Source organism: Rhizobium sp. LARHSG275, from assembly GCF_052871115.1.
Window position 1 is genome coordinate 47,510 of sequence record NZ_JBIXJN010000025.1, and the last position, 17,230, is coordinate 64,739.

Genomic DNA, 17,230 nt, shown 5'->3' on the forward strand with positions numbered 1-17,230 from the left:
CCTCCGGAGCATTCCCATGACGCAGTCCCTGCTCTTCGGCGCCTTTCTGGCGGCGCTCTTCTACGTGCTCATTCCGGGACCCGCCTTCCTGCAGCTGCTCGGTATCGGCGCCGGGCAGGGGCGCAAGGCCGGCGCCTTCTTCATGATGGGGCATCTGGTTGGGGATCTCATCTGGTCGTCGTTGGCGCTGATCGCGATCGTCGGCGCAAAGACGATCGGAACCTTCGTCTTCGACCTGCTCGGCCTTGCCTGCGGCTTCTACCTCGCCTGGATCGGCTGGAGCGCCGTCAGTGCCAAGCCGAAAACGGAGGGGCAGGCGCTTGTTGTGGTCGAGCGGCCGTTTCGCCGCGGTCTGATTTTCGGCGTCACCAATCCGAAGGGTTATCCGGTGGCGCTCGCGACCTTCACCGCGCTCGTTGCCGGCTCGGCCGGCGCGCTCGATTTCGAGGCGCTGCCGGTGCTGCTCGGCGTGTCCTTCGTCGGCTTCGTGACGGCCGACATCATCCTGATCGGCATCATCGGCGCCGGTACGGTGCGCCGCTTCTATCGCGCCCATGAGCGGCTGATCGTGCGCTGCTCGGGCGTGCTTTTCATGGGATTTGCCGCCCAGGCGCTTTGGCACGCAACGCCCGGCCTGCTCGGCTGGCGCAAGGCTTGACCCAACGCGCGTCGCGATCTTTCAGCTTCGCTCCTCACATCACACTTTTCGGCGTCATGCCGATCAGCCGTCCAGGAAGTTGACGATCGAGTTCAGCGTCTGGACCTCGTCAGAATCGCCGATCGACATGGCGACCTGCAGCTGGCTCTTGTAATAATCGAGGAAATTGAAGCTGGTGCCGTCGGTGACGCTGGAGAGATCGACGATGTTGCCGAGCGGATCGATCGCGTGCATCGGCAGCGGTTCGGAGATCGCGGCGTAGGTGTTCTGATCGATCAGGCCGCTGTCGAAACTCTGGCGTGCATAATTGCGCAGTTCTCCCGCGCTGACCGCGGTGAAATCCGGGCCTTCGCCAACATCGTCTTCGATCTGGAACGAGGCCGGGGCGGGAGCTCTGGTCTCGATTTCAATATCAGAGGTCTTCGAACTTTTTGCGTTATTGGGATTGTTTTTAAAAAGCAAACTCTGAGAAGACCGCACAGAAAAAACTTCCATGGCGCATGTCCCCTTACAAGAAGAACATCAGGAAACTAGCGCCTGCGCGTGATTCGCGTCAATCGTTAACGATTGGTTAATTTTCACGTATCAATTGTCGTCCATCAGATTTGACAGTCCACAAGATTGGCAGGCGAGGCAAAAGGTGCATCCCGGCAACATACCAATTCTGTGACGGCTCTCCTATATTGACGATCCACTTGCATGCCAAAAAGGAATTCTCCGATGTCTTCTCCACATGATTTCAATCCGGCGCTGGTGACCTGGGACGGTCTTCACGGCTTGCCGCGTTTCGATGCCCTGGATGACGGTGATTTCGCCGCTGCCTTCGAAGCCGCGCTTGCCGCGCATGAAAGGGAGATCGACGAGATTGCCGGAAACGGCGATGCGCCGACATTCGACAATACGGTCGTGGCGCTGGAGATTGCCGGCGACGCACTGTCGCGCGTTTCGGCGCTGTTCTGGAACAAGGCAGGCGCGCATACCAATGATGTGATCCAGGCGCTGGAGCGGGAGATCTCGCCGAAGATGTCGCGCCACTATTCGAAGATCGGGATGAATGCAGCGCTTTTCGCCCGCATCGACACGCTCTGGGAGAGCCGCGAGAGCCTTGGCCTGACGCTCGAACAGACACGCGTGCTGGAACGCCACTGGAAAGGTTTCGTCAAATCGGGCGCCAAGCTTGAAAAGGCCGAGCAGGAAAAACTCGCCGCGATCAATGAAAAGCTTGCCGGCCTCGGCACGCAATTCGGCCAGAACGTCCTGGCCGACGAGAAGGCCTGGGCGCTGGTGCTTTCTGATGGAGCCGAGCTCGACGGGCTGCCGGAATTCCTGCGCGATGCAATGGCTGCGGCAGCGCGCGAACGCGGCGAGGAGGGCAAATATGCAGTGACGCTGTCACGCTCGATCATCGAGCCGTTCCTCACCTTTTCGGAGCGTCGCGATCTGCGCGAGCAGGCTTTCAAGGCGTGGGTGGCGCGCGGCGAAAATGCCGGGGAGACGGATAACCGCGCCGTCATCAAGGAAACGCTGGCGCTGCGCCATCAGGTGGCGACGCTGCTTGGCTACGGCAATTTCGCCGAGCTGAAACTCGACAATACGATGGCGAAGACGGCCGATGCGGTGAACGGCCTGCTCAAGGCCGTCTGGGCGCGGGCGGTGAAACGCGCCGGCGAGGAGGAGATCGATATCGCGGCACTAATCGCCGAAGAGGGCCGGAACCACGAGGTGATGCCCTGGGACTGGCGCCACTATGCCGAAAAGATCCGCGCACGGAAGTTCGATTTCTCCGAGGCCGAGCTCAAGCCTTATCTGCAGCTCGAGAAGATCATCGAAGCCTGCTTCGACGTGGCCGGCCGGCTGTTCGGCATCCGGGCTGTCGAGAAGAAGGGCGTGGCCGCCTATCACCCGGATGTCAGAGTGTTCGAAATCAGGGACCGCGACGACAAGCTCGTCGCCCTATTCCTCGGCGATTATTTCGCCCGCAGCTCGAAACGATCAGGCGCCTGGATGAGCTCACTGCAATCGCAGCACAGACTGGAGCTGAAGAACGGCCGCCACGGCGAATTGCCGATCATCTACAATGTCTGCAACTTCGCCAAGCCGGCGGAAGGCAAGCCGGCGCTGCTGTCGCTCGACGATGCCCGCACGCTGTTCCACGAATTCGGCCATGCACTGCACGGCATGCTTTCGAACGTCACCTATCCCTCGGTTGCGGGTACCGGCGTTTCGCGCGATTTCGTCGAGCTGCCGTCACAGCTCTATGAGCACTGGCTGACGGTGCCCGATATTCTGAAGCGCTATGCCGTGCATGTCGAAACCGGCGAGCCGATGCCGCAGGCCCTGCTCGACAAGGTGCTGGCCGCCCGCACCTTCAATGCCGGCTTCAATACCGTCGAGTTCACCTCCTCGGCGCTGGTCGATATGGCGTTTCACACGAGAACGGCCGTCGAGGACCCGATGGCGGTGCAGGCCGAGGTGCTGGACGAAATCGGCATGCCGAAGTCGATCGTCATGCGCCATGCGACGCCGCACTTCCAGCACATCTTCTCCGGCGGCTATTCGGCCGGCTATTACTCCTACATGTGGTCGGAGGTGCTCGACGCCGACGCCTTTGCCGCCTTCGAGGAGACGGGAGACGCCTTCAACGGCGAGATGGCGCGCAAGCTCAAGGACAATATCTATTCCGTCGGCGGTTCGGTCGATCCGGAAGACGCCTACAAGGCCTTCCGCGGCAAGCTGCCGAGCCCGGATGCGATGCTCGTCAAAAAAGGACTTTCGACCTTTGAGGAATTGACAGGCAGCGACGCCTAAGACAATTTGATGACATGCCATGATGCGGCGGGGCGACAGCCTTGCCGCAGCTTTTGCGCGTTCCCCCCTTTCGCAAACGCAAAAAAAACTGTATGGACGCCCCAAACTAATAGGCGCGTCCTCTAGAGCGTGCGCCCCAGCATCAGAGATTTCACATATGTCACTTCGCAATATCGCGATCATCGCGCACGTTGACCATGGCAAGACGACCCTGGTGGATGAGCTTCTCAAGCAATCCGGCTCGTTCCGCGAAAATCAGCGTGTCGCTGAACGCGTGATGGACTCGAACGATCTCGAAAAGGAACGCGGCATCACCATTCTCGCCAAGGCGACCTCGGTGGAATGGAAGGGTGTCCGCATCAACATCGTCGACACTCCCGGCCATGCCGACTTCGGCGGTGAGGTCGAGCGCATTCTCTCGATGGTGGATGGCGCGATCGTTCTCGTCGACTCCTCTGAAGGCCCGATGCCGCAGACGAAGTTCGTTGTCTCGAAGGCGTTGAAGGTCGGTCTTCGTCCGATCGTCGCAATCAACAAGATCGACCGTCCGGATGGCCGCCACGAAGAAGTCATCAACGAAGTTTTCGATCTTTTCGCCAATCTCGACGCCACCGACGAGCAGCTCGACTTCCCGATCCTCTACGGTTCCGGCCGCGACGGCTGGATGAACGTCAATCCGGAAGGCCCGAAGGATCAGGGTCTTGCGCCGCTTCTCGACCTGGTGCTCAAGCACGTTCCGGAGCCGACCGTCCATGAAGGTCCGTTCACGATGATCGGTACCATCCTCGAAGCCAACCCCTTCCTCGGCCGCATCATCACCGGTCGCATCAATTCCGGTTCCATCAAGCCGAACCAGGCCGTAAAGGTTCTCCACGCCGACGGCAAGACGATCGAAACCGGCCGTATTTCCAAGATCCTCGCCTTCCGCGGCATCGAGCGCACGGCGATCGACGAAGCGCATCAGGGCGATATTGTTGCGATCGCCGGCCTTTCCAAGGGTACGGTCGCCGACACTTTCTGCGATCCCTCGGTCACCGAGCCGCTGCAGGCGCAGCCGATCGATCCGCCGACCGTCACCATGTCCTTCATCGTCAACGACAGCCCGCTGGCGGGCACTGAAGGCGACAAGGTGACCTCACGCGTCATCCGCGACCGTCTCTTCAAGGAAGCGGAAGGCAACGTCGCCCTGAAGATCGAAGAAGCCGAAGGCAAGGATTCGTTCTACGTGTCCGGCCGTGGCGAACTTCAGCTCGCCGTTCTCATCGAGACCATGCGTCGCGAAGGCTTCGAGCTTGCCGTGTCGCGTCCGCGCGTCGTGATGCACAAGGATGAAAACGGCCAGCTTCTGGAGCCTATCGAGGAGGTCGTCGTCGACGTCGACGAAGAACATTCCGGTGTCGTCGTGCAGAAGATGTCCGAGCGCAAGGCCGAAATGGTCGAGCTGCGTCCGTCGGGCGGTAACCGTCTTCGCCTGCGTTTCTACGCACCGACCCGCGGCCTGATCGGCTACCAGTCGGAGCTGCTGACGGATACGCGCGGCACGGCGATCATGAACCGCCTGTTCCACGACTACCAGCCCTACAAGGGTGTGATCGGTGGCCGCGTCAACGGCGTGCTGCTCGCCAACGCTCCCGGCGAAGCCGTCGCCTATGCGATGTTCAACCTGGAAGATCGCGGCCCGATGATCATCGAGCCGGGCGAAAAGGTCTATGCCGGCATGATCATCGGCATCCATTCGCGCGACAACGACCTTGAAGTGAACGTGCTGAAGGGCAAGCAGCTCACCAACATCCGCGCCGCCGGCAAGGACGAAGCGGTGAAGCTGACGCCGCCGATCCGCATGACGCTTGATCGCGCGCTCTCCTGGATTCAGGATGACGAGCTGATGGAAGTGACACCGAAGAATATTCGTCTGCGGAAGATGTATCTCGACGCAAACGATCGCAAGCGTTTCGAAAAGACGAAGGCGGCTCTCTGAGCGCCATTCAAGTGCTGCAGCGTTTTGGGCTTCCGAAAAGAGGCGCGGCGCTGGAGAGAAATCCTTAAAAACCCCGGCCTTCGCGCCGGGGTTTTTTATTGTGCGCCGCGTCGATTCCGTCTTGTGACAATCGTTAAAAAAGCGTTAACTTTTGATCGTCGTCCACATATCAAGTCTGTGGGCAATCAACCGGGATGCGACATCGCATATGGTTAATTGCCTCTAGCGGGACCAGAGTAAACGTTATGAAGACGTTGTCGATCGATGTCCGGCGGGCCGAGCCGCAAGACGCCCGAGCCATATCGGAAACACACAGGCTTGCCTGGCAACACACCTATGCCGGCATCATTCCCCACCGCGCACTGACGCAGATGATCGAGCGGCGCGGCGAAAGCTGGTGGCGCAAGGCAACGCGCGGACCGGCGACGCTGCTGGTTCTCGATGTTGCCGGCACGGTTGCCGGCTACGCGACGCTCGGCCTCAACCGTGCCCGCGCTCTGCCGCAAGAAGGTGAAATTTACGAGCTTTATCTGCGGCCCGAGTATCAGGGCATCGGCCTTGGCAGGATGCTGTTCGGCGAGGCGCGCCGGCTCTTGAAGTCGCTCGGCTGCAACGGGCTTGTCGTCTGGTGCCTCGAGGAAAACGAGACCGCCAGCCACTTTTATCGCCATCATGGCGGCGTCGATTTCTGCGAAGGCATGGAAAGTTTCGACCACAGGCAATTGAAGAAGATCGGCTTCATCTGGAGCTGAACGGCCATTCAAAGTGCCACAGCGTCCTTGGCGCGTCTGAAAAGACGGGCGGCGCTGGAGTCGACGCTCCACTATCTCCTATTGGAAACTTTTGATGTGAATGTGCGCCGCTGCAGTCGAGCATTGGCGCTGTGCGATGTTGCGTTGCCACATGAAACTGATTATCTGGCTGCCGGCACATTCAACCTTGCGGGAGTTTCTTATGCGCATCGACGCTATTGCAATCGGTCATAATCCACCTGAGGACGTCAACGTTATCGTCGAGGTTCCGGTCGGCGGTCATCCCATCAAGTATGAGATGGACAAGGAAGCCGGCACGCTGGTGGTCGATCGTTTCCTCTATACGCCGATGACCTATCCCGGCAATTATGGTTTCGTGCCGCACACGCTGTCGGAAGACGGCGACCCGATCGACGTGCTGATCGCCAGCACCCGCCCGCTGGTTCCCGGCTGCGTCATCAACGTGCGCCCGATCGGCGTCCTGAAAATGGAAGACAATTCCGGCAAGGACGAGAAGATCATTGCCGTGCCGTCGCCGAAGCTGACGCTGCGCTATGAGAAGGTGAAGGACTTCACCGATCTTCCCGAGATCACGCTGAAGCAGATCGAGCACTTCTTCCAGCACTACAAGGATCTGGAGCCCGGCAAGTGGGTGAAGATCTTCGGCTGGGGCGACTCTAGGGAAGCAGGCGAACTCATCCTCGAAGCTGTCGAGCGCGCCAAGAAAACGAAAGGCTGATCGCTCAGCCTAAAAACATCTCGAGCTTTTTTAGCAAATCCTCCGGATCGCCGTCGATCCGGAGGATTTTTTTGCGCGCGGTCTCACCCGAGACGAGGCTGATGCTGGATTTGGGAATGCGCAGGGATTTTGCGATCAAAAGGATAAGCGCCTTGTTGGCCTTGCCTTTCTCGGGCACTGATGTGACGCGTGCCTTCAGGAAGGCTTCGCCCTTGCCGTCGACCTCAATGCCGTCGAGAGCGTCGCGCCCGCCATTCGGGGTCAGCCGGACGGCGAGGCGCAGATGGTCATCGAAAAGGCTCCAGGGACGGCTCAAGCGACCAGCGGGTACAGCGTGGTCCAAAGCAGGGTGCGCAGGAAGAAGATGATCAGCAGCAGGATGATTGGCGAAATATCGATGCCACCAAGGTTCGGCAGCCGGCGGCGGATCGGCTTCAGCACCGGTTCGGTGACATTATACAGGAATGTGCCGACCGAATTGACGAACTGATTGCTGGAATTGATAACATTGAAGGCATAGAGCCAGGAAAAAATGGCACTGGCAATCAGGATCCAGGTGTAAATATTCAAAGCCAAATCAATGGTTTGAAACAGCGCAAACATCGTCGTCTCCAATTCGTTGTTGACAGACATGTAGACATTGGCGACTAAACGGGCAAGTGCCGTGTGGAAACGCACGGTGAATCTTGTTTAACGGGCGGCTTTGCAGCTATTCCGGCGCCCGTCTCCTCGGAAAACATCCATGTCGTTTTCGCCCACCGGAGATCGTTTTGCCGCGTTCCGGCATTCGTCCTACACGCGTTTCTTCTTCGCGCGCTTCCTGCTTTCCTTCTCGCAGCAGATCGTCAGCGTCGCGGTCGGCTGGCAGATGTACGATCAGACGGGCAGCGCGATCTATCTCGGTTTGATCGGTCTCGTGCAGTTCCTGCCGTCGCTGCTGCTCATCCTCGTCACCGGTTCGGTGGCCGACCGGTACAATCGCCGGGCGATCGCGGCTCTCTGCTCGCTGGTAAGCGCGCTCTGCACGCTGGCGCTGCTGGTTATGACTGTCATGGGGACCTTCACGCCCTTGCCTGTTTTCGCGGTGCTTCTGATCTTCGGTGTTGAACGCGCCTTCATGTCGCCGGCAGTGCAGTCGCTGGCGCCCAATCTCGTGCCGGAGCAGGCACTCTCCAATGCGATCGCCTGGAATTCGTCGTCCTGGCAGCTTGCGGCAATCACCGGCCCGGTGCTCGGCGGTCTGCTTTACGGCGTCAGTGCGTCGACTGCCTATACGGTGGCGGTGATCTTTTCCGTGCTCGGTGCCGCCCTTCTCTACATGATCCCGAAACCGGAGCAGAAGACGACGGGCGAAACCAAGAGCTGGGCGATGATCCTCGGCGGCTTCAGCTTCATCCGCGCCGAAAAGGTGGTGCTCGGGGCGATCTCGCTCGATCTCTTCGCCGTGCTGCTCGGCGGGGCGACGGCGCTGATGCCGATTTTTGCGCGCGATATCCTCACCCTCGGTCCCTGGGGGCTCGGGCTGCTGCGCGCCGCACCGGGACTTGGCGCCATCGTCATGGCGATCTTCCTTGCCGCCTATCCGCTCAAACATCGTGCCGGCATCTACATGTTCATCGGCGTCGCCTTGTTCGGCGTCGGAACGATCATCTTCGGCGTCTCGACCAATACCGAGGTCTCGATCGCGGCGTTGGCGCTGATGGGGGCGGCCGACATGGTGTCGGTCTATGTGCGCGAGAGCCTGATTGCGCTCTGGACGCCGGACCAGCTGCGCGGCCGTGTCAATGCGGTCAACATGGTCTTCGTCGGCGCTTCGAACGAGCTCGGGGAATTCCGGGCGGGCACGATGGCGGCGATCTTCGGCGCGGTGCCGGCGGTCGTCATCGGCGGGATCGGAACGCTTGTCGTGGCGGCGATCTGGGCATCGAGTTTCCCCAAACTGCGTGGGATCGATACGCTGGACGCGCCCACTGTATCGTCGGAATCGATTTAGAAACCGGTTATGCGCGAAGAGCGATAGAGGACGCCGCCTTCGCGGTTTTTCCCTCGAAGACGATGTCGAGGAATTCGGTGAGCCAGGCTCTCAGCGGCGCATCGAACAGCATGCGGCCTTCGAGATGTTCGCGGCCCTGCTGGGCGTTCGGCAGGATGAAGCGATGGGCGCCATGCACCACCCAGCGATGCATCATCACCCGGGTCAGTTCGGCATGGAACTGCAGCCCCCAGGCGTTGCCGTCGTAGCGGAAGGCCTGGTTCGGATAGGCATCGCCTTCGGCGAGCAGATCGGCGCCGCGCGGCAGCTCGAACCCCTCGCGATGGAAATGATAGACCATCTTCGGCCAGTGCATCAGCAGGCGGCCCCTCTCCGTCGGGTGCAGCGGATACCAGCCGATCTCGGTCGAGCCATCGGCATTCGGCTGCACCTTGCCGCCGAGATGATGCACCAGCATCTGCGCGCCGAGGCAGATACCGAGGTAGGGGCGCTTTTCCCGGAGCGGAATGTCGATCCAGTCGATCTCCTTCTTGACGAAGTCATCGGGATCGTTGGCGCTCATCGGCCCGCCGAAGACGACGGCGCCGGCATGGTCTTCAAGTGTCGTCGGAAGCGGCTCGCCGAGAACCGGGCGACGGATATCGAGGCGGTAGCCCTTTTCGATGAGCAATTGGCCGACACGCCCGGGGCTCGACCGTTCCTGATGCAGGACGATGAGGATCGGGCGCCCGTCGCGGTTCGGGTTTTGCTCAGTCGGCATCATCTTGCGCAACCTGGACATCCGTCACCCTGGCGGCGGCCTCCTGCCGCTTCTGGATGCGCTCGCGCGAGGAGACGCCGAGCAGATCGGCGATACGCCAGATCACATGGTCTTCCATCTCGCTGCGTTCGCCATCGGCATAGACGATGTCCCAGAGGACGCCGATCAGCTCGAGGCGTTGCTCGGTATTGAGATGGCGTTTCAGGTCGGCGGTGAAGCGATAATAGTCGACGGCGGAGCTTTCGGCCTCGAGGCCGGCTGCTATCAGAGCATCGAGCTGCTTGCCGTCTAGCGCATACTGCTCCTTCAGGAGCTTGCGCAGCCGCTTCTTCTCGCTGGTTTTGATCTGACCGTCGGCCTCCATGACCTGCATGCAGAGCGCTGCCACTGCGATGCGCGGATCATCGGGGGCAAAACCTTTCTTCGGGTGGTCGGCGGTGAGATTCTGGAAGAATGCCTGAAAGCGTTCGAACATGCGGTTTTCGTTCCATTTCAGAAAAGGCGGAGCCGTGTCTTGGGTTCCGGTTCCACCCTGGGATCGCGAACGCCGGGATCATCCGGCAATCCGCCAAAGAAAGGTTTTGTCTCGCTCGGCGCCGGCGCTTTATCGCCCGCGGTCGGTTCGACTGGTTTCGGTTTGGCCGACGCCGGTGCAGGTGCCGGCGTGGGGCGCACAGCCTCGGCAATCGTCGCGGCGCTTTCCAGCTCGATGATGCGATGGTCGTTGACGGGACTTTCCGGCCTGACGTCACGCAGCGGCGGCAATGTCTTCAAAGCCGTTTCGATCGAGGCCGGCGCCGAACCGTCTTCGAGCGGACCCTCGATCTGGCCGAAGGGCGCCTTCCATTCGAAGGCGTCGAGGCGGCCGGTCACGGGCGATACCGGCAGCCACTTGTCGGACACGAAGCCGTCTGCCACCCAAGCCGGATCGCGCGGCGCCTTGAGCGCCTGAGCCAGCCAGTGGCGCACGCGGCCCTGGTCACCGGTCTCGGCTTCTTCGATGTCGGCCAAAAGCAGGTAGGCGGCTTCACGCGGCTGCATGCGGGCCGCCGCCTCCGCCTTGGCGCGGGCCTTGGCGAATTCCTGCGCGTCGAGGGCTGCCTGGGCGACGACGAGAAGGGATTCGACATTGTTCGGGCGCTGCCCTTCCAGCCGCTCGGCACGCTTCAGTCGGTCGAGCGTGGAATCGCCGCTGCGGGCCCTGACATAGGCTTGGCCGATCTCGGGATGAGGCGCCAATTTCCATGCCTGTTCGAGGATCGAGGCGGCCTTGCGCACGCCGCCTTCGCGAAACAGCGCCTTTGCGGCAATGAGGGCTGCCGGAATGAAATCAGCGGCAAGCTTCAGCGCCTGCAGGGCGTCGTCGCGGGCACCGGTCGGGTTGCTTTCCAGCTTCTCGCCGGCGCGTGCCGTCAGGAGGACGGCGTGCAGACGGTTGGCTTCGGCCTTTTCGACGACGCGGGCGGCCTTCTGCTGTTCGAGCAGGCGGATCGCATCGTCCCAACGGCCGGCCTGGCTGCGATATTCGAGCGTCGCCTGTGCGGCCCAGGGAAGATAGGGCGCGTTGTCGGCAGCCTTTTCGGCATATTGGCGGGCGGCCTCGTTGGCGCCGAGACGGCGGGCTTCGAGATAGAGACCGCGCAGACCGAGCTCGCGTGTCTCGGGATCGTTTGCCATGGCCTCGAATTTGGCGCGCGCCTCATCATGGCGGCCTTCGATCAGGGCGGCCTGAGCCTCGAGCAGGTTGATCAGCGGTTCCTGATCGGCGCGGATCAGGCCGTGCGAGCGGGCGGCCATCTTGCGGGCGAGCAGCGCATTGCCGGCGCCGGCGGCGATCAGGCCGGTCGACAGCGCCTGATAACCGCGGTCCCGCTTGCGGGCGCGGAAATAACGCGTGACCGAATGCGGTGAGGTCCAGACCAGCCGGATGAACCACCAGGCGATCATCACGGCTGCAATGAGAGCGATGATCGCGCTGGCGGCGACGATCAGCTTCGTCTGGTAGATCTGGCCCTCCCAGATCAGCGAGAGGTCGCCGGGACGATCGGCGAGCCAGGCGAAGCCAAGGGCGAGAAGCATTACGAAGATGGCGAAGACGACAAGGCGGATCAGCATGGTCTTATCCTTCCTTGCCGGTGCCGGAAACCGCTTTCGACAGCGCCCCGCCAACCAGTTCCTCGACGCGGATGCGCGCTTCGAGCGATTGCTTGAAGGCGGCGGACGCCTGCTTGCCGGAAGCGGGCAGGCTGTTCCATTCGGCGGAGGCGCCTGGCAGGTCGCCGCTCTTCACCTTCTCCTCCATGCGGGCGGCAATGGCTTCGACGCTTTCGCCCTCGATATTGCCGACGGGGCGGACGCTCACCAGCGACTTGGCGCTCGACATCAGCCGATCCGACCAGCTCTGGTTCGGGTCCGGCTGGTTGACGGCTTCAACAATCGCGGTGGCGACATCGGGAACCTCGCGCACCAGCTCGGTGCGTGAGGGAATGCCCGTCTCAGCAAAGGTTCTAAGGTCGGCGACGGCTGGATCGTCGGGTGCGACGCCGGCGAAGGTGTCGAGTTCGGCCCGGAACGGGCCACCGCGATCGATCGCCGCCTTCAGGGCGGCAGCCGCGATCGCCCGGGCAACGGCGACATCCTCGCGCGGCTCGTTCAGCTTCTTTTCGGCCTCTTCCAGGCGCTTCGTTATATCGGCGCCGTTCGTCGTCTGCTGCTCGGATGACTGGGCAAGCGTCGAGCGCAGCTGGTCGACCTGACCGGTCAGTTCCGCAATCTTCTGGTTGAGTGCCTCGAAATTGGCAGCATCGGCCGGCGCACCGGCTGCGGGGGCCTTGGCAGTCGCTTCCAGCGCAGCAACGCGTTTTGCAAGCTCGCCGTTATCCGCGCTCGCCGGATTGGCGGCAAGATTGGCGATGGTCTGTTTCAGGCCGTCGATCTGGCCGGCAAGATCGGCCGTCTCCGGCGATGTCGTCTGCGGCGCAGACGAGCCAGGGAGGTAACCGGCATACTGGATGGCGCCGGCGCCAAGCAGCGCCACGAGGCCGCCAACGATGCCGGCGGCAATGAGGCCGGAGGTGCCGGCGCTCTTCGGCGCAGGCTGTTCGGGAGGAGAGGTGAAGGACGGTTCTGGAGCTGCCGGTTCCTCCGGCGCATCCATCACAGGCTTCTCTTCATGCGACGCAGTCTCGGTTTCGGGCGGCAGGCCGTCATCCGCGGCGGCGGTGCCGTCGGCCTCGCCAGCATCATTGTCTAGCGGCTTTTCCGTATCGGCTGCAGAGGCGAATTCCTGTGAATCGAGGTCGATCGTGACCGGCTCGTCGGCGCTCTTTGAATGGCGTGGCGGGTTTCCCGATACCATGAGGTCCTCTTTATCCTGCATTGCAACGAAACTAGACAGTGATGCCAGTTAAGGGAAGAGGTTAGATCAAATTTGGGTGGTTAGAGCCTTTCCCGGTCAGATTGCAGCATTCTGTTGGCTCAAACGGAGTCGGATGATCGACCGGCCGGCGCGCGTCGTAGCCAAGCTCTACGGCCAAGCCGGCCGGTCGATCAGCCGGCCCGTTTCAGCCAACCCGAAGGGCCGGGCATCTTTCCGCCAGGATCAGAGGCGATCGGCTCGGACGTACCAAAAGGTATGCCCTTCGCCAATCGCCTCTGCCCTGACGAAAACCTGCTCCGGCAGAATGCTTCAAGCTGACCAGGAAAGGCTCTAAAGCCTCAAAGCAGCGACAAAAGGCTTTTCTCATCCGTCATCGGTGAAATCGTTACGGCTTTTTTCAGAGCCGCCGGTATGGCTTGCGCCACCGCTTCGCTGAGACAGAGAAGGCGGATTCCACTGTGTTTCGGCACGGCTGATCGCAGTTCCGGCACGCGAAAGAAATCCTCTGCCGTCTGGCGGGAATAGAAGAGGATGGCGTGCGGGTAACCGCTAGCGAAGATAGCGCCGATCTCGGTGGGATCGGGGACGGCCGGTTGCATACGGTAGCATTCAGTGACGGAAAAACGGATGCCGAGTTCGCGCAATCTTCCTTCGAAAGTCTCGGCGCGCGGGGTGCCAGCGAGGTAGAGCAGCGTGCCCGGTTTCTCCACCGCGACGAGATCGGCGAGATCGCGGCCATTGCCCTGGGATGAAGCGACCGATCGGAAGCCGAGGCTGCGCGCCTCTTCTGCTGTCGTTTCGCCGACCGCAAAAAGCGGGCGGGCAAGATGCGGACGAAGTTTCTCCCCGAGAGCGGAGAGGACCCTGATGGCCTCGGCGCTGGTCACCGCGATTGCGCCGCTGGTGGCTGCGAGCGCGGCTGCTGCTGCGGCGCTGTCGTGCAGCGGCTGACGCAGCGGCAGCAGCAGCGGCTCGTGGCCCATATCGCGTAATCGTTGTGCGGTTCTAGTCGCCGAGTGCGCGGGGCGGGTGACGAGCACACGCATGGCCGCTTCAGTGCCAGTCGTCGAAAAAGGCGCTGCCGGCCCTTGCGCGCACGTCCTGGCCGGCGCGGGTGCCGAGCGCTGCCGCATCGCGGCGGTGACCGTCGGTCGTCACCGCATGCTGGTTGCGGCCGTCGGGAGTGATGATGAGGCCGGAGAAGCGGATCAGGTCGCCTTCGCAGACGGCATAACCGCCGATCGGCGTGCGGCAGGAGCCGTCGAGGGCGGCAAGGAAGGCGCGTTCGCAGGAGACGGTGTCGAAGGTCGCGATATCGTTGACCGGCGCCAGCAGATCGTCAATCCCCGTATCGCCGATGCGGCTTTCGATGCAGATCGCTCCCTGCGCCGGCGCTGGCGGGAAGGTGTCGGGATCGAGGATATCGGTCAGCACATCGACCTTGCCGAGGCGTTTCAGGCCGGCAAGCGCCAGCAGGGTCGCATCAACCTCGCCCTCCTCGAGCTTGCGCAGGCGCGTTTCGACAAGGCCGCGGAAGGTGACGACATTGATATCCGGCCGCATGCGGCGGATCAGTGCCTGGCGGCGGAGCGAGGATGAACCGACGGTGGCGCCATGCGGCAGGTCGATCAGTTTGCGCGCAGTGCGGCCGATGACGGCGTCGCGGATATCCTCACGCGGCAGGTAGGCGGAGAGATAAAGCCCCTCGGGCAGTTTCGTCGCCATGTCCTTGGTGGAATGCACGGCGAAATCGAGCTCGCCGGCGGCAAGCTTCTGTTCAAGTTCCTCGGTGAACAGGCCCTTGCCGCCGATATCGGCCAGCGACCGGTCGGTGATGCGGTCGCCCTTGGTCGAGAGAACGACGATCTCGAACATGTCCTCGGGCAGTTTATGCGCCGCCATCAGCCTGTCGCGGGCCTCATGCGCCTGGGCAAGCGCCAGCGGGCTGCCGCGCGTGCCGATCCGGAAAGGTTTTGTTTGCATCGGCTCTATTCCGTTGTTACCGGAGTTCTCGTAAACGGGTTTCCATCCCATCGCAATCAACGAACAGGCCTTATGGTTCCCTTTCTGCGCATCCTTGGCATCGAAACGAGCTGCGACGAGACCGCCGCGGCGGTCGTCGAGCGCGATGCGGAGGGGCATTCCAACGTGCTGTCGGATGTCGTGCTTTCCCAACTCGACGAGCATAGCGCCTATGGCGGCGTGGTGCCTGAGATCGCCGCCCGCGCCCATGTCGAAGCGCTGGACGAGCTGATCGAGGAGGCGCTGAAGCGCGCCAATGTGTCGCTCAACGATGTCGACGCCATCGCCGCCACGTCGGGGCCGGGGCTGATCGGCGGGTTGCTGGTGGGGCTGATGACCGGCAAGGCGATCGCCAGAGCCGCCGGCAAGCCGCTCTATGCGATCAACCATCTCGAAGGCCATGCACTGACGGCGCGGCTGACGGACGGGCTCTCCTTTCCCTATCTGATGCTGCTCGTCTCCGGCGGCCATACCCAGCTCATCCTGGTGCGGGGCGTCGGGCAGTATGAGCGCTGGGGCACGACGATCGACGATGCGCTGGGCGAAGCCTTTGACAAGACGGCAAAGCTGCTCGGCCTGCCCTATCCCGGCGGCCCGGCGGTGGAGCGGATGGCGCGGGACGGCAATCCCGGTCGCTTCGACTTTCCGCGGCCGCTGGTCGGCGAGGCAAGGCTCGATTTTTCCTTCTCCGGCCTGAAGACGGCGGTGCGGCAGGCGGCGCAGGATATCGCGCCGCTCAGCGATCAGGACGTGGCTGACATTTGCGCCTCGTTCCAGAAGGCGGTTTCGCGGACGCTGAAAGACCGCATCGGCCGTGGCCTGCAGCGGTTCAAGACGGAATTTCCCGCGACATCGCGAGCGACTGGCCCAGCGACTGGCGAACAGCCGGCGCTGGTCGTTGCCGGCGGTGTCGCCGCCAATCTCGAACTGCGCGGCACAATGCAGGCGCTGTGCGACAAGAATGGTTTCCGCTTCATTGCACCGCCGCTGCACCTCTGTACCGACAATGCCGTGATGATCGCCTGGGCGGGGCTGGAGCGGATGGCGACCGGCGCCGCGCCGGATACGCTCGACGTCCAGCCGCGCTCGCGCTGGCCGCTCGATTCCAATGCGGAAACGCTGATCGGTTTCGGAAAACGAGGGGCCAAGGCATGAGCGAAACCATCGCCGTCGTCGGATCAGGGGCTTTCGGCACGGCGCTTGCGGCCGTCATCGCCCTTGCCGGCCGCAGCGCCGTGACACTCGTCGGGCGCGATCCGTCACTGATTGCCGATCTGAAGGCCGAACGGCTGCATGATGCGGCGCTGCCCGGCATTCTCCTGCCCGATACGCTGGAATTTTCCGCCGAGGCGGATGCAATCACTGGTGCCTCCATCGTGCTTTTTGCGATGCCGTCGCAGGCGCAGGCCGATGCGGCGCGGCAATACGGCCCCTACCTTGCCAAGGATGCCGTAGTCGTCACCTGCGCCAAGGGCATCGAACGAGCGACGGGCAATCTTCTGACCGACATGCTGGAACGGGAACTGCCGGACCATTCCGTCGCCGTGCTCTCGGGCCCGGGTTTTGCTGCCGATATCGCCAAGGGCCTGCCGACGGCGATGGCGATTGCGGCAGCCGACATGGAGACCGCGGAGCGCCTCGCTCAGGCCATATCGGGCCGGACCTTCCGGCTCTACGCTTCCAACGACCGGATCGGCGTGCAGCTTGGCGGCGCGCTGAAGAATGTGCTGGCGATCGCCTGCGGCATTGTCGAAGGCCGCGGCATCGGCGATTCCGCGCGTGCGGCGCTGATTGCGCGCGGGCTTGCGGAAATGTCGCGTTTCGTCGTCGCCAAGGGCGGGCAGGCGGACACGGTGCGCGGGCTTTCCGGCCTCGGCGATCTGGTGCTAACGGCGACGAGCCATCAATCGCGAAACCTGCGCTTCGGCATCGCACTCGGGCGCGGCGAAAAGACCGATCCCCTGCATGGCGCGCTGGTGGAAGGCGCGTTTGCTGCCTCCGTTGCCTCGCGGCTTGCGGCGGAATTGAAGGTCAGCATGCCGATCACCGATGCCGTTTCCGCCATCATCGACGGCAAGCTCGATATATCAGAGGCGATAGAGCAGCTGATGACGCGTCCGATCACCACCGAATAGGAGACA

Annotated in this window: 17 protein-coding genes; 8 read left to right on the plus strand and 9 right to left on the minus strand. The window is 62.3% G+C overall.

All coding sequences use genetic code 11. The features are described 5' to 3' along the window. The first annotated feature begins 16 nt into the window (after positions 1-16). On the plus strand, positions 17-658 hold the full coding sequence (locus tag ACIPSK_RS27870; RefSeq protein WP_017966216.1) for a LysE family translocator: 642 nt from the start codon (positions 17-19) through the stop codon (positions 656-658). Positions 659-721: 63 nt separating this feature from the next. Here the strand turns inward: ACIPSK_RS27870 and ACIPSK_RS27875 are convergent, their stop codons facing one another. Next, on the minus strand, positions 722-1,153 hold the full coding sequence (locus ACIPSK_RS27875; RefSeq protein ID WP_017966217.1) for a hypothetical protein: 432 nt from the start codon (positions 1,151-1,153) through the stop codon (positions 722-724). A 225-nt stretch (positions 1,154-1,378) separates the two neighbouring features. On the opposite strand from ACIPSK_RS27875, the gene ACIPSK_RS27880 reads away from it, so the two are divergent. The 4 genes from ACIPSK_RS27880 to ppa all read left to right on the plus strand — a co-directional run bounded on the left by ACIPSK_RS27880 (position 1,379) and on the right by ppa (position 6,935). Next, positions 1,379-3,466, plus strand: coding sequence for a M3 family metallopeptidase (locus ACIPSK_RS27880; RefSeq protein ID WP_446533084.1), 2,088 nt, complete (start codon positions 1,379-1,381; stop codon positions 3,464-3,466). 157 nt (positions 3,467-3,623) lie between these two features. Beyond that, positions 3,624-5,444, plus strand: a complete 1,821-nt coding sequence (gene typA, locus ACIPSK_RS27885) for a translational GTPase TypA (RefSeq protein ID WP_017966219.1) — start codon at positions 3,624-3,626, stop codon at positions 5,442-5,444. Positions 5,445-5,689: 245 nt separating this feature from the next. Next, positions 5,690-6,196 carry a GNAT family N-acetyltransferase gene (locus ACIPSK_RS27890; protein WP_017966220.1) on the plus strand — a complete coding sequence of 169 codons (507 nt, stop codon included), beginning with the start codon at positions 5,690-5,692 and terminating at the stop codon, positions 6,194-6,196. A gap of 202 nt (positions 6,197-6,398) precedes the next feature. After that, positions 6,399-6,935, plus strand: a complete 537-nt coding sequence (ppa, locus tag ACIPSK_RS27895; RefSeq protein WP_026154361.1) for an inorganic diphosphatase — start codon at positions 6,399-6,401, stop codon at positions 6,933-6,935. A gap of 4 nt (positions 6,936-6,939) precedes the next feature. Here ppa and ACIPSK_RS27900 read toward each other — a convergent pair whose 3' ends face one another. Together ACIPSK_RS27900 and ACIPSK_RS27905 are read right to left on the minus strand one after the other, a co-directional pair. Beyond that, entirely contained in the window at positions 6,940-7,251 is a 312-nt protein-coding gene (locus ACIPSK_RS27900; RefSeq protein WP_162116883.1) for a DUF167 domain-containing protein, read from the minus strand. Further along, positions 7,248-7,538 carry a YggT family protein gene (locus ACIPSK_RS27905; protein ID WP_025396317.1) on the minus strand — a complete coding sequence of 97 codons (291 nt, stop codon included), beginning with the start codon at positions 7,536-7,538 and terminating at the stop codon, positions 7,248-7,250. The genes ACIPSK_RS27900 and ACIPSK_RS27905 overlap by 4 nt, the downstream gene beginning before the upstream one ends. A 139-nt stretch (positions 7,539-7,677) precedes the next feature. On the opposite strand from ACIPSK_RS27905, the gene ACIPSK_RS27910 reads away from it, so the two are divergent. Next, positions 7,678-8,928, plus strand: a complete 1,251-nt coding sequence (locus ACIPSK_RS27910) for an MFS transporter (protein ID WP_162116882.1) — start codon at positions 7,678-7,680, stop codon at positions 8,926-8,928. Between the two features lie 7 nt (positions 8,929-8,935). On the opposite strand, the gene ACIPSK_RS27915 is transcribed toward ACIPSK_RS27910, so the two are convergent. The 6 genes from ACIPSK_RS27915 to hemC all read right to left on the minus strand — a co-directional run bounded on the left by ACIPSK_RS27915 (position 8,936) and on the right by hemC (position 15,050). Then, a complete protein-coding gene (locus ACIPSK_RS27915; RefSeq protein WP_162116881.1) occupies positions 8,936-9,709 on the minus strand; it encodes a glutamine amidotransferase in 774 nt (257 codons plus the stop codon). After that, on the minus strand, positions 9,678-10,163 hold the full coding sequence (locus tag ACIPSK_RS27920; RefSeq protein WP_017966226.1) for a tellurite resistance TerB family protein: 486 nt from the start codon (positions 10,161-10,163) through the stop codon (positions 9,678-9,680). Before ACIPSK_RS27920 ends, ACIPSK_RS27915 begins: the two co-directional genes overlap by 32 nt. Positions 10,164-10,180: 17 nt before the next feature. Beyond that, on the minus strand, positions 10,181-11,803 hold the full coding sequence (locus tag ACIPSK_RS27925) for a heme biosynthesis protein HemY (RefSeq protein ID WP_162116880.1): 1,623 nt from the start codon (positions 11,801-11,803) through the stop codon (positions 10,181-10,183). A gap of 4 nt (positions 11,804-11,807) precedes the next feature. Beyond that, positions 11,808-13,067, minus strand: a complete 1,260-nt coding sequence (locus ACIPSK_RS27930) for a COG4223 family protein (RefSeq protein WP_162116879.1) — start codon at positions 13,065-13,067, stop codon at positions 11,808-11,810. Between the two features lie 338 nt (positions 13,068-13,405). After that, positions 13,406-14,113, minus strand: a complete 708-nt coding sequence (locus ACIPSK_RS27935; protein ID WP_162116878.1) for a uroporphyrinogen-III synthase — start codon at positions 14,111-14,113, stop codon at positions 13,406-13,408. Positions 14,114-14,120: 7 nt separating this feature from the next. After that, the gene (gene hemC / locus ACIPSK_RS27940) at positions 14,121-15,050 is read right to left on the minus strand and encodes a hydroxymethylbilane synthase (RefSeq protein ID WP_162116877.1); all 930 of its coding nucleotides are present in this window, start codon (positions 15,048-15,050) and stop codon (positions 14,121-14,123) included. A 72-nt stretch (positions 15,051-15,122) separates the two neighbouring features. Between hemC and tsaD the strand changes: the two genes are divergently transcribed. Further along, entirely contained in the window at positions 15,123-16,244 is a 1,122-nt protein-coding gene (tsaD, locus tag ACIPSK_RS27945) for a tRNA (adenosine(37)-N6)-threonylcarbamoyltransferase complex transferase subunit TsaD (protein ID WP_162116876.1), read from the plus strand. Further along, positions 16,241-17,224, plus strand: a complete 984-nt coding sequence (locus tag ACIPSK_RS27950; RefSeq protein WP_162116875.1) for an NAD(P)H-dependent glycerol-3-phosphate dehydrogenase — start codon at positions 16,241-16,243, stop codon at positions 17,222-17,224. Before tsaD ends, ACIPSK_RS27950 begins: the two co-directional genes overlap by 4 nt. The last annotated feature ends 6 nt before the right edge of the window (positions 17,225-17,230 follow it).

Bases quoted from the DNA above. Each gene is read 5' to 3' on its own strand.
- ppa (WP_026154361.1), top strand. From the start codon at position 6,399: ATGCGCATCGACGCTATTGCAATCGGTCATAATCCACCTGAGGACGTC.
- ACIPSK_RS27915 (WP_162116881.1), bottom strand. From the start codon at position 9,709: ATGTCCAGGTTGCGCAAGATGATGCCGACTGAGCAAAACCCGAACCGC.
- ACIPSK_RS27875 (WP_017966217.1), bottom strand. From the start codon at position 1,153: ATGGAAGTTTTTTCTGTGCGGTCTTCTCAGAGTTTGCTTTTTAAAAAC.
- ACIPSK_RS27950 (WP_162116875.1), top strand. From the start codon at position 16,241: ATGAGCGAAACCATCGCCGTCGTCGGATCAGGGGCTTTCGGCACGGCG.
- ACIPSK_RS27910 (WP_162116882.1), top strand. From the start codon at position 7,678: ATGTCGTTTTCGCCCACCGGAGATCGTTTTGCCGCGTTCCGGCATTCG.
- hemC (WP_162116877.1), bottom strand. From the start codon at position 15,050: ATGCAAACAAAACCTTTCCGGATCGGCACGCGCGGCAGCCCGCTGGCG.
- ACIPSK_RS27920 (WP_017966226.1), bottom strand. From the start codon at position 10,163: ATGTTCGAACGCTTTCAGGCATTCTTCCAGAATCTCACCGCCGACCAC.
- ACIPSK_RS27870 (WP_017966216.1), top strand. From the start codon at position 17: ATGACGCAGTCCCTGCTCTTCGGCGCCTTTCTGGCGGCGCTCTTCTAC.
- tsaD (WP_162116876.1), top strand. From the start codon at position 15,123: ATGGTTCCCTTTCTGCGCATCCTTGGCATCGAAACGAGCTGCGACGAG.
- ACIPSK_RS27905 (WP_025396317.1), bottom strand. From the start codon at position 7,538: ATGTTTGCGCTGTTTCAAACCATTGATTTGGCTTTGAATATTTACACC.
- typA (WP_017966219.1), top strand. From the start codon at position 3,624: ATGTCACTTCGCAATATCGCGATCATCGCGCACGTTGACCATGGCAAG.
- ACIPSK_RS27890 (WP_017966220.1), top strand. From the start codon at position 5,690: ATGAAGACGTTGTCGATCGATGTCCGGCGGGCCGAGCCGCAAGACGCC.
- ACIPSK_RS27925 (WP_162116880.1), bottom strand. From the start codon at position 11,803: ATGCTGATCCGCCTTGTCGTCTTCGCCATCTTCGTAATGCTTCTCGCC.
- ACIPSK_RS27935 (WP_162116878.1), bottom strand. From the start codon at position 14,113: ATGCGTGTGCTCGTCACCCGCCCCGCGCACTCGGCGACTAGAACCGCA.
- ACIPSK_RS27930 (WP_162116879.1), bottom strand. From the start codon at position 13,067: ATGCAGGATAAAGAGGACCTCATGGTATCGGGAAACCCGCCACGCCAT.
- ACIPSK_RS27880 (WP_446533084.1), top strand. From the start codon at position 1,379: ATGTCTTCTCCACATGATTTCAATCCGGCGCTGGTGACCTGGGACGGT.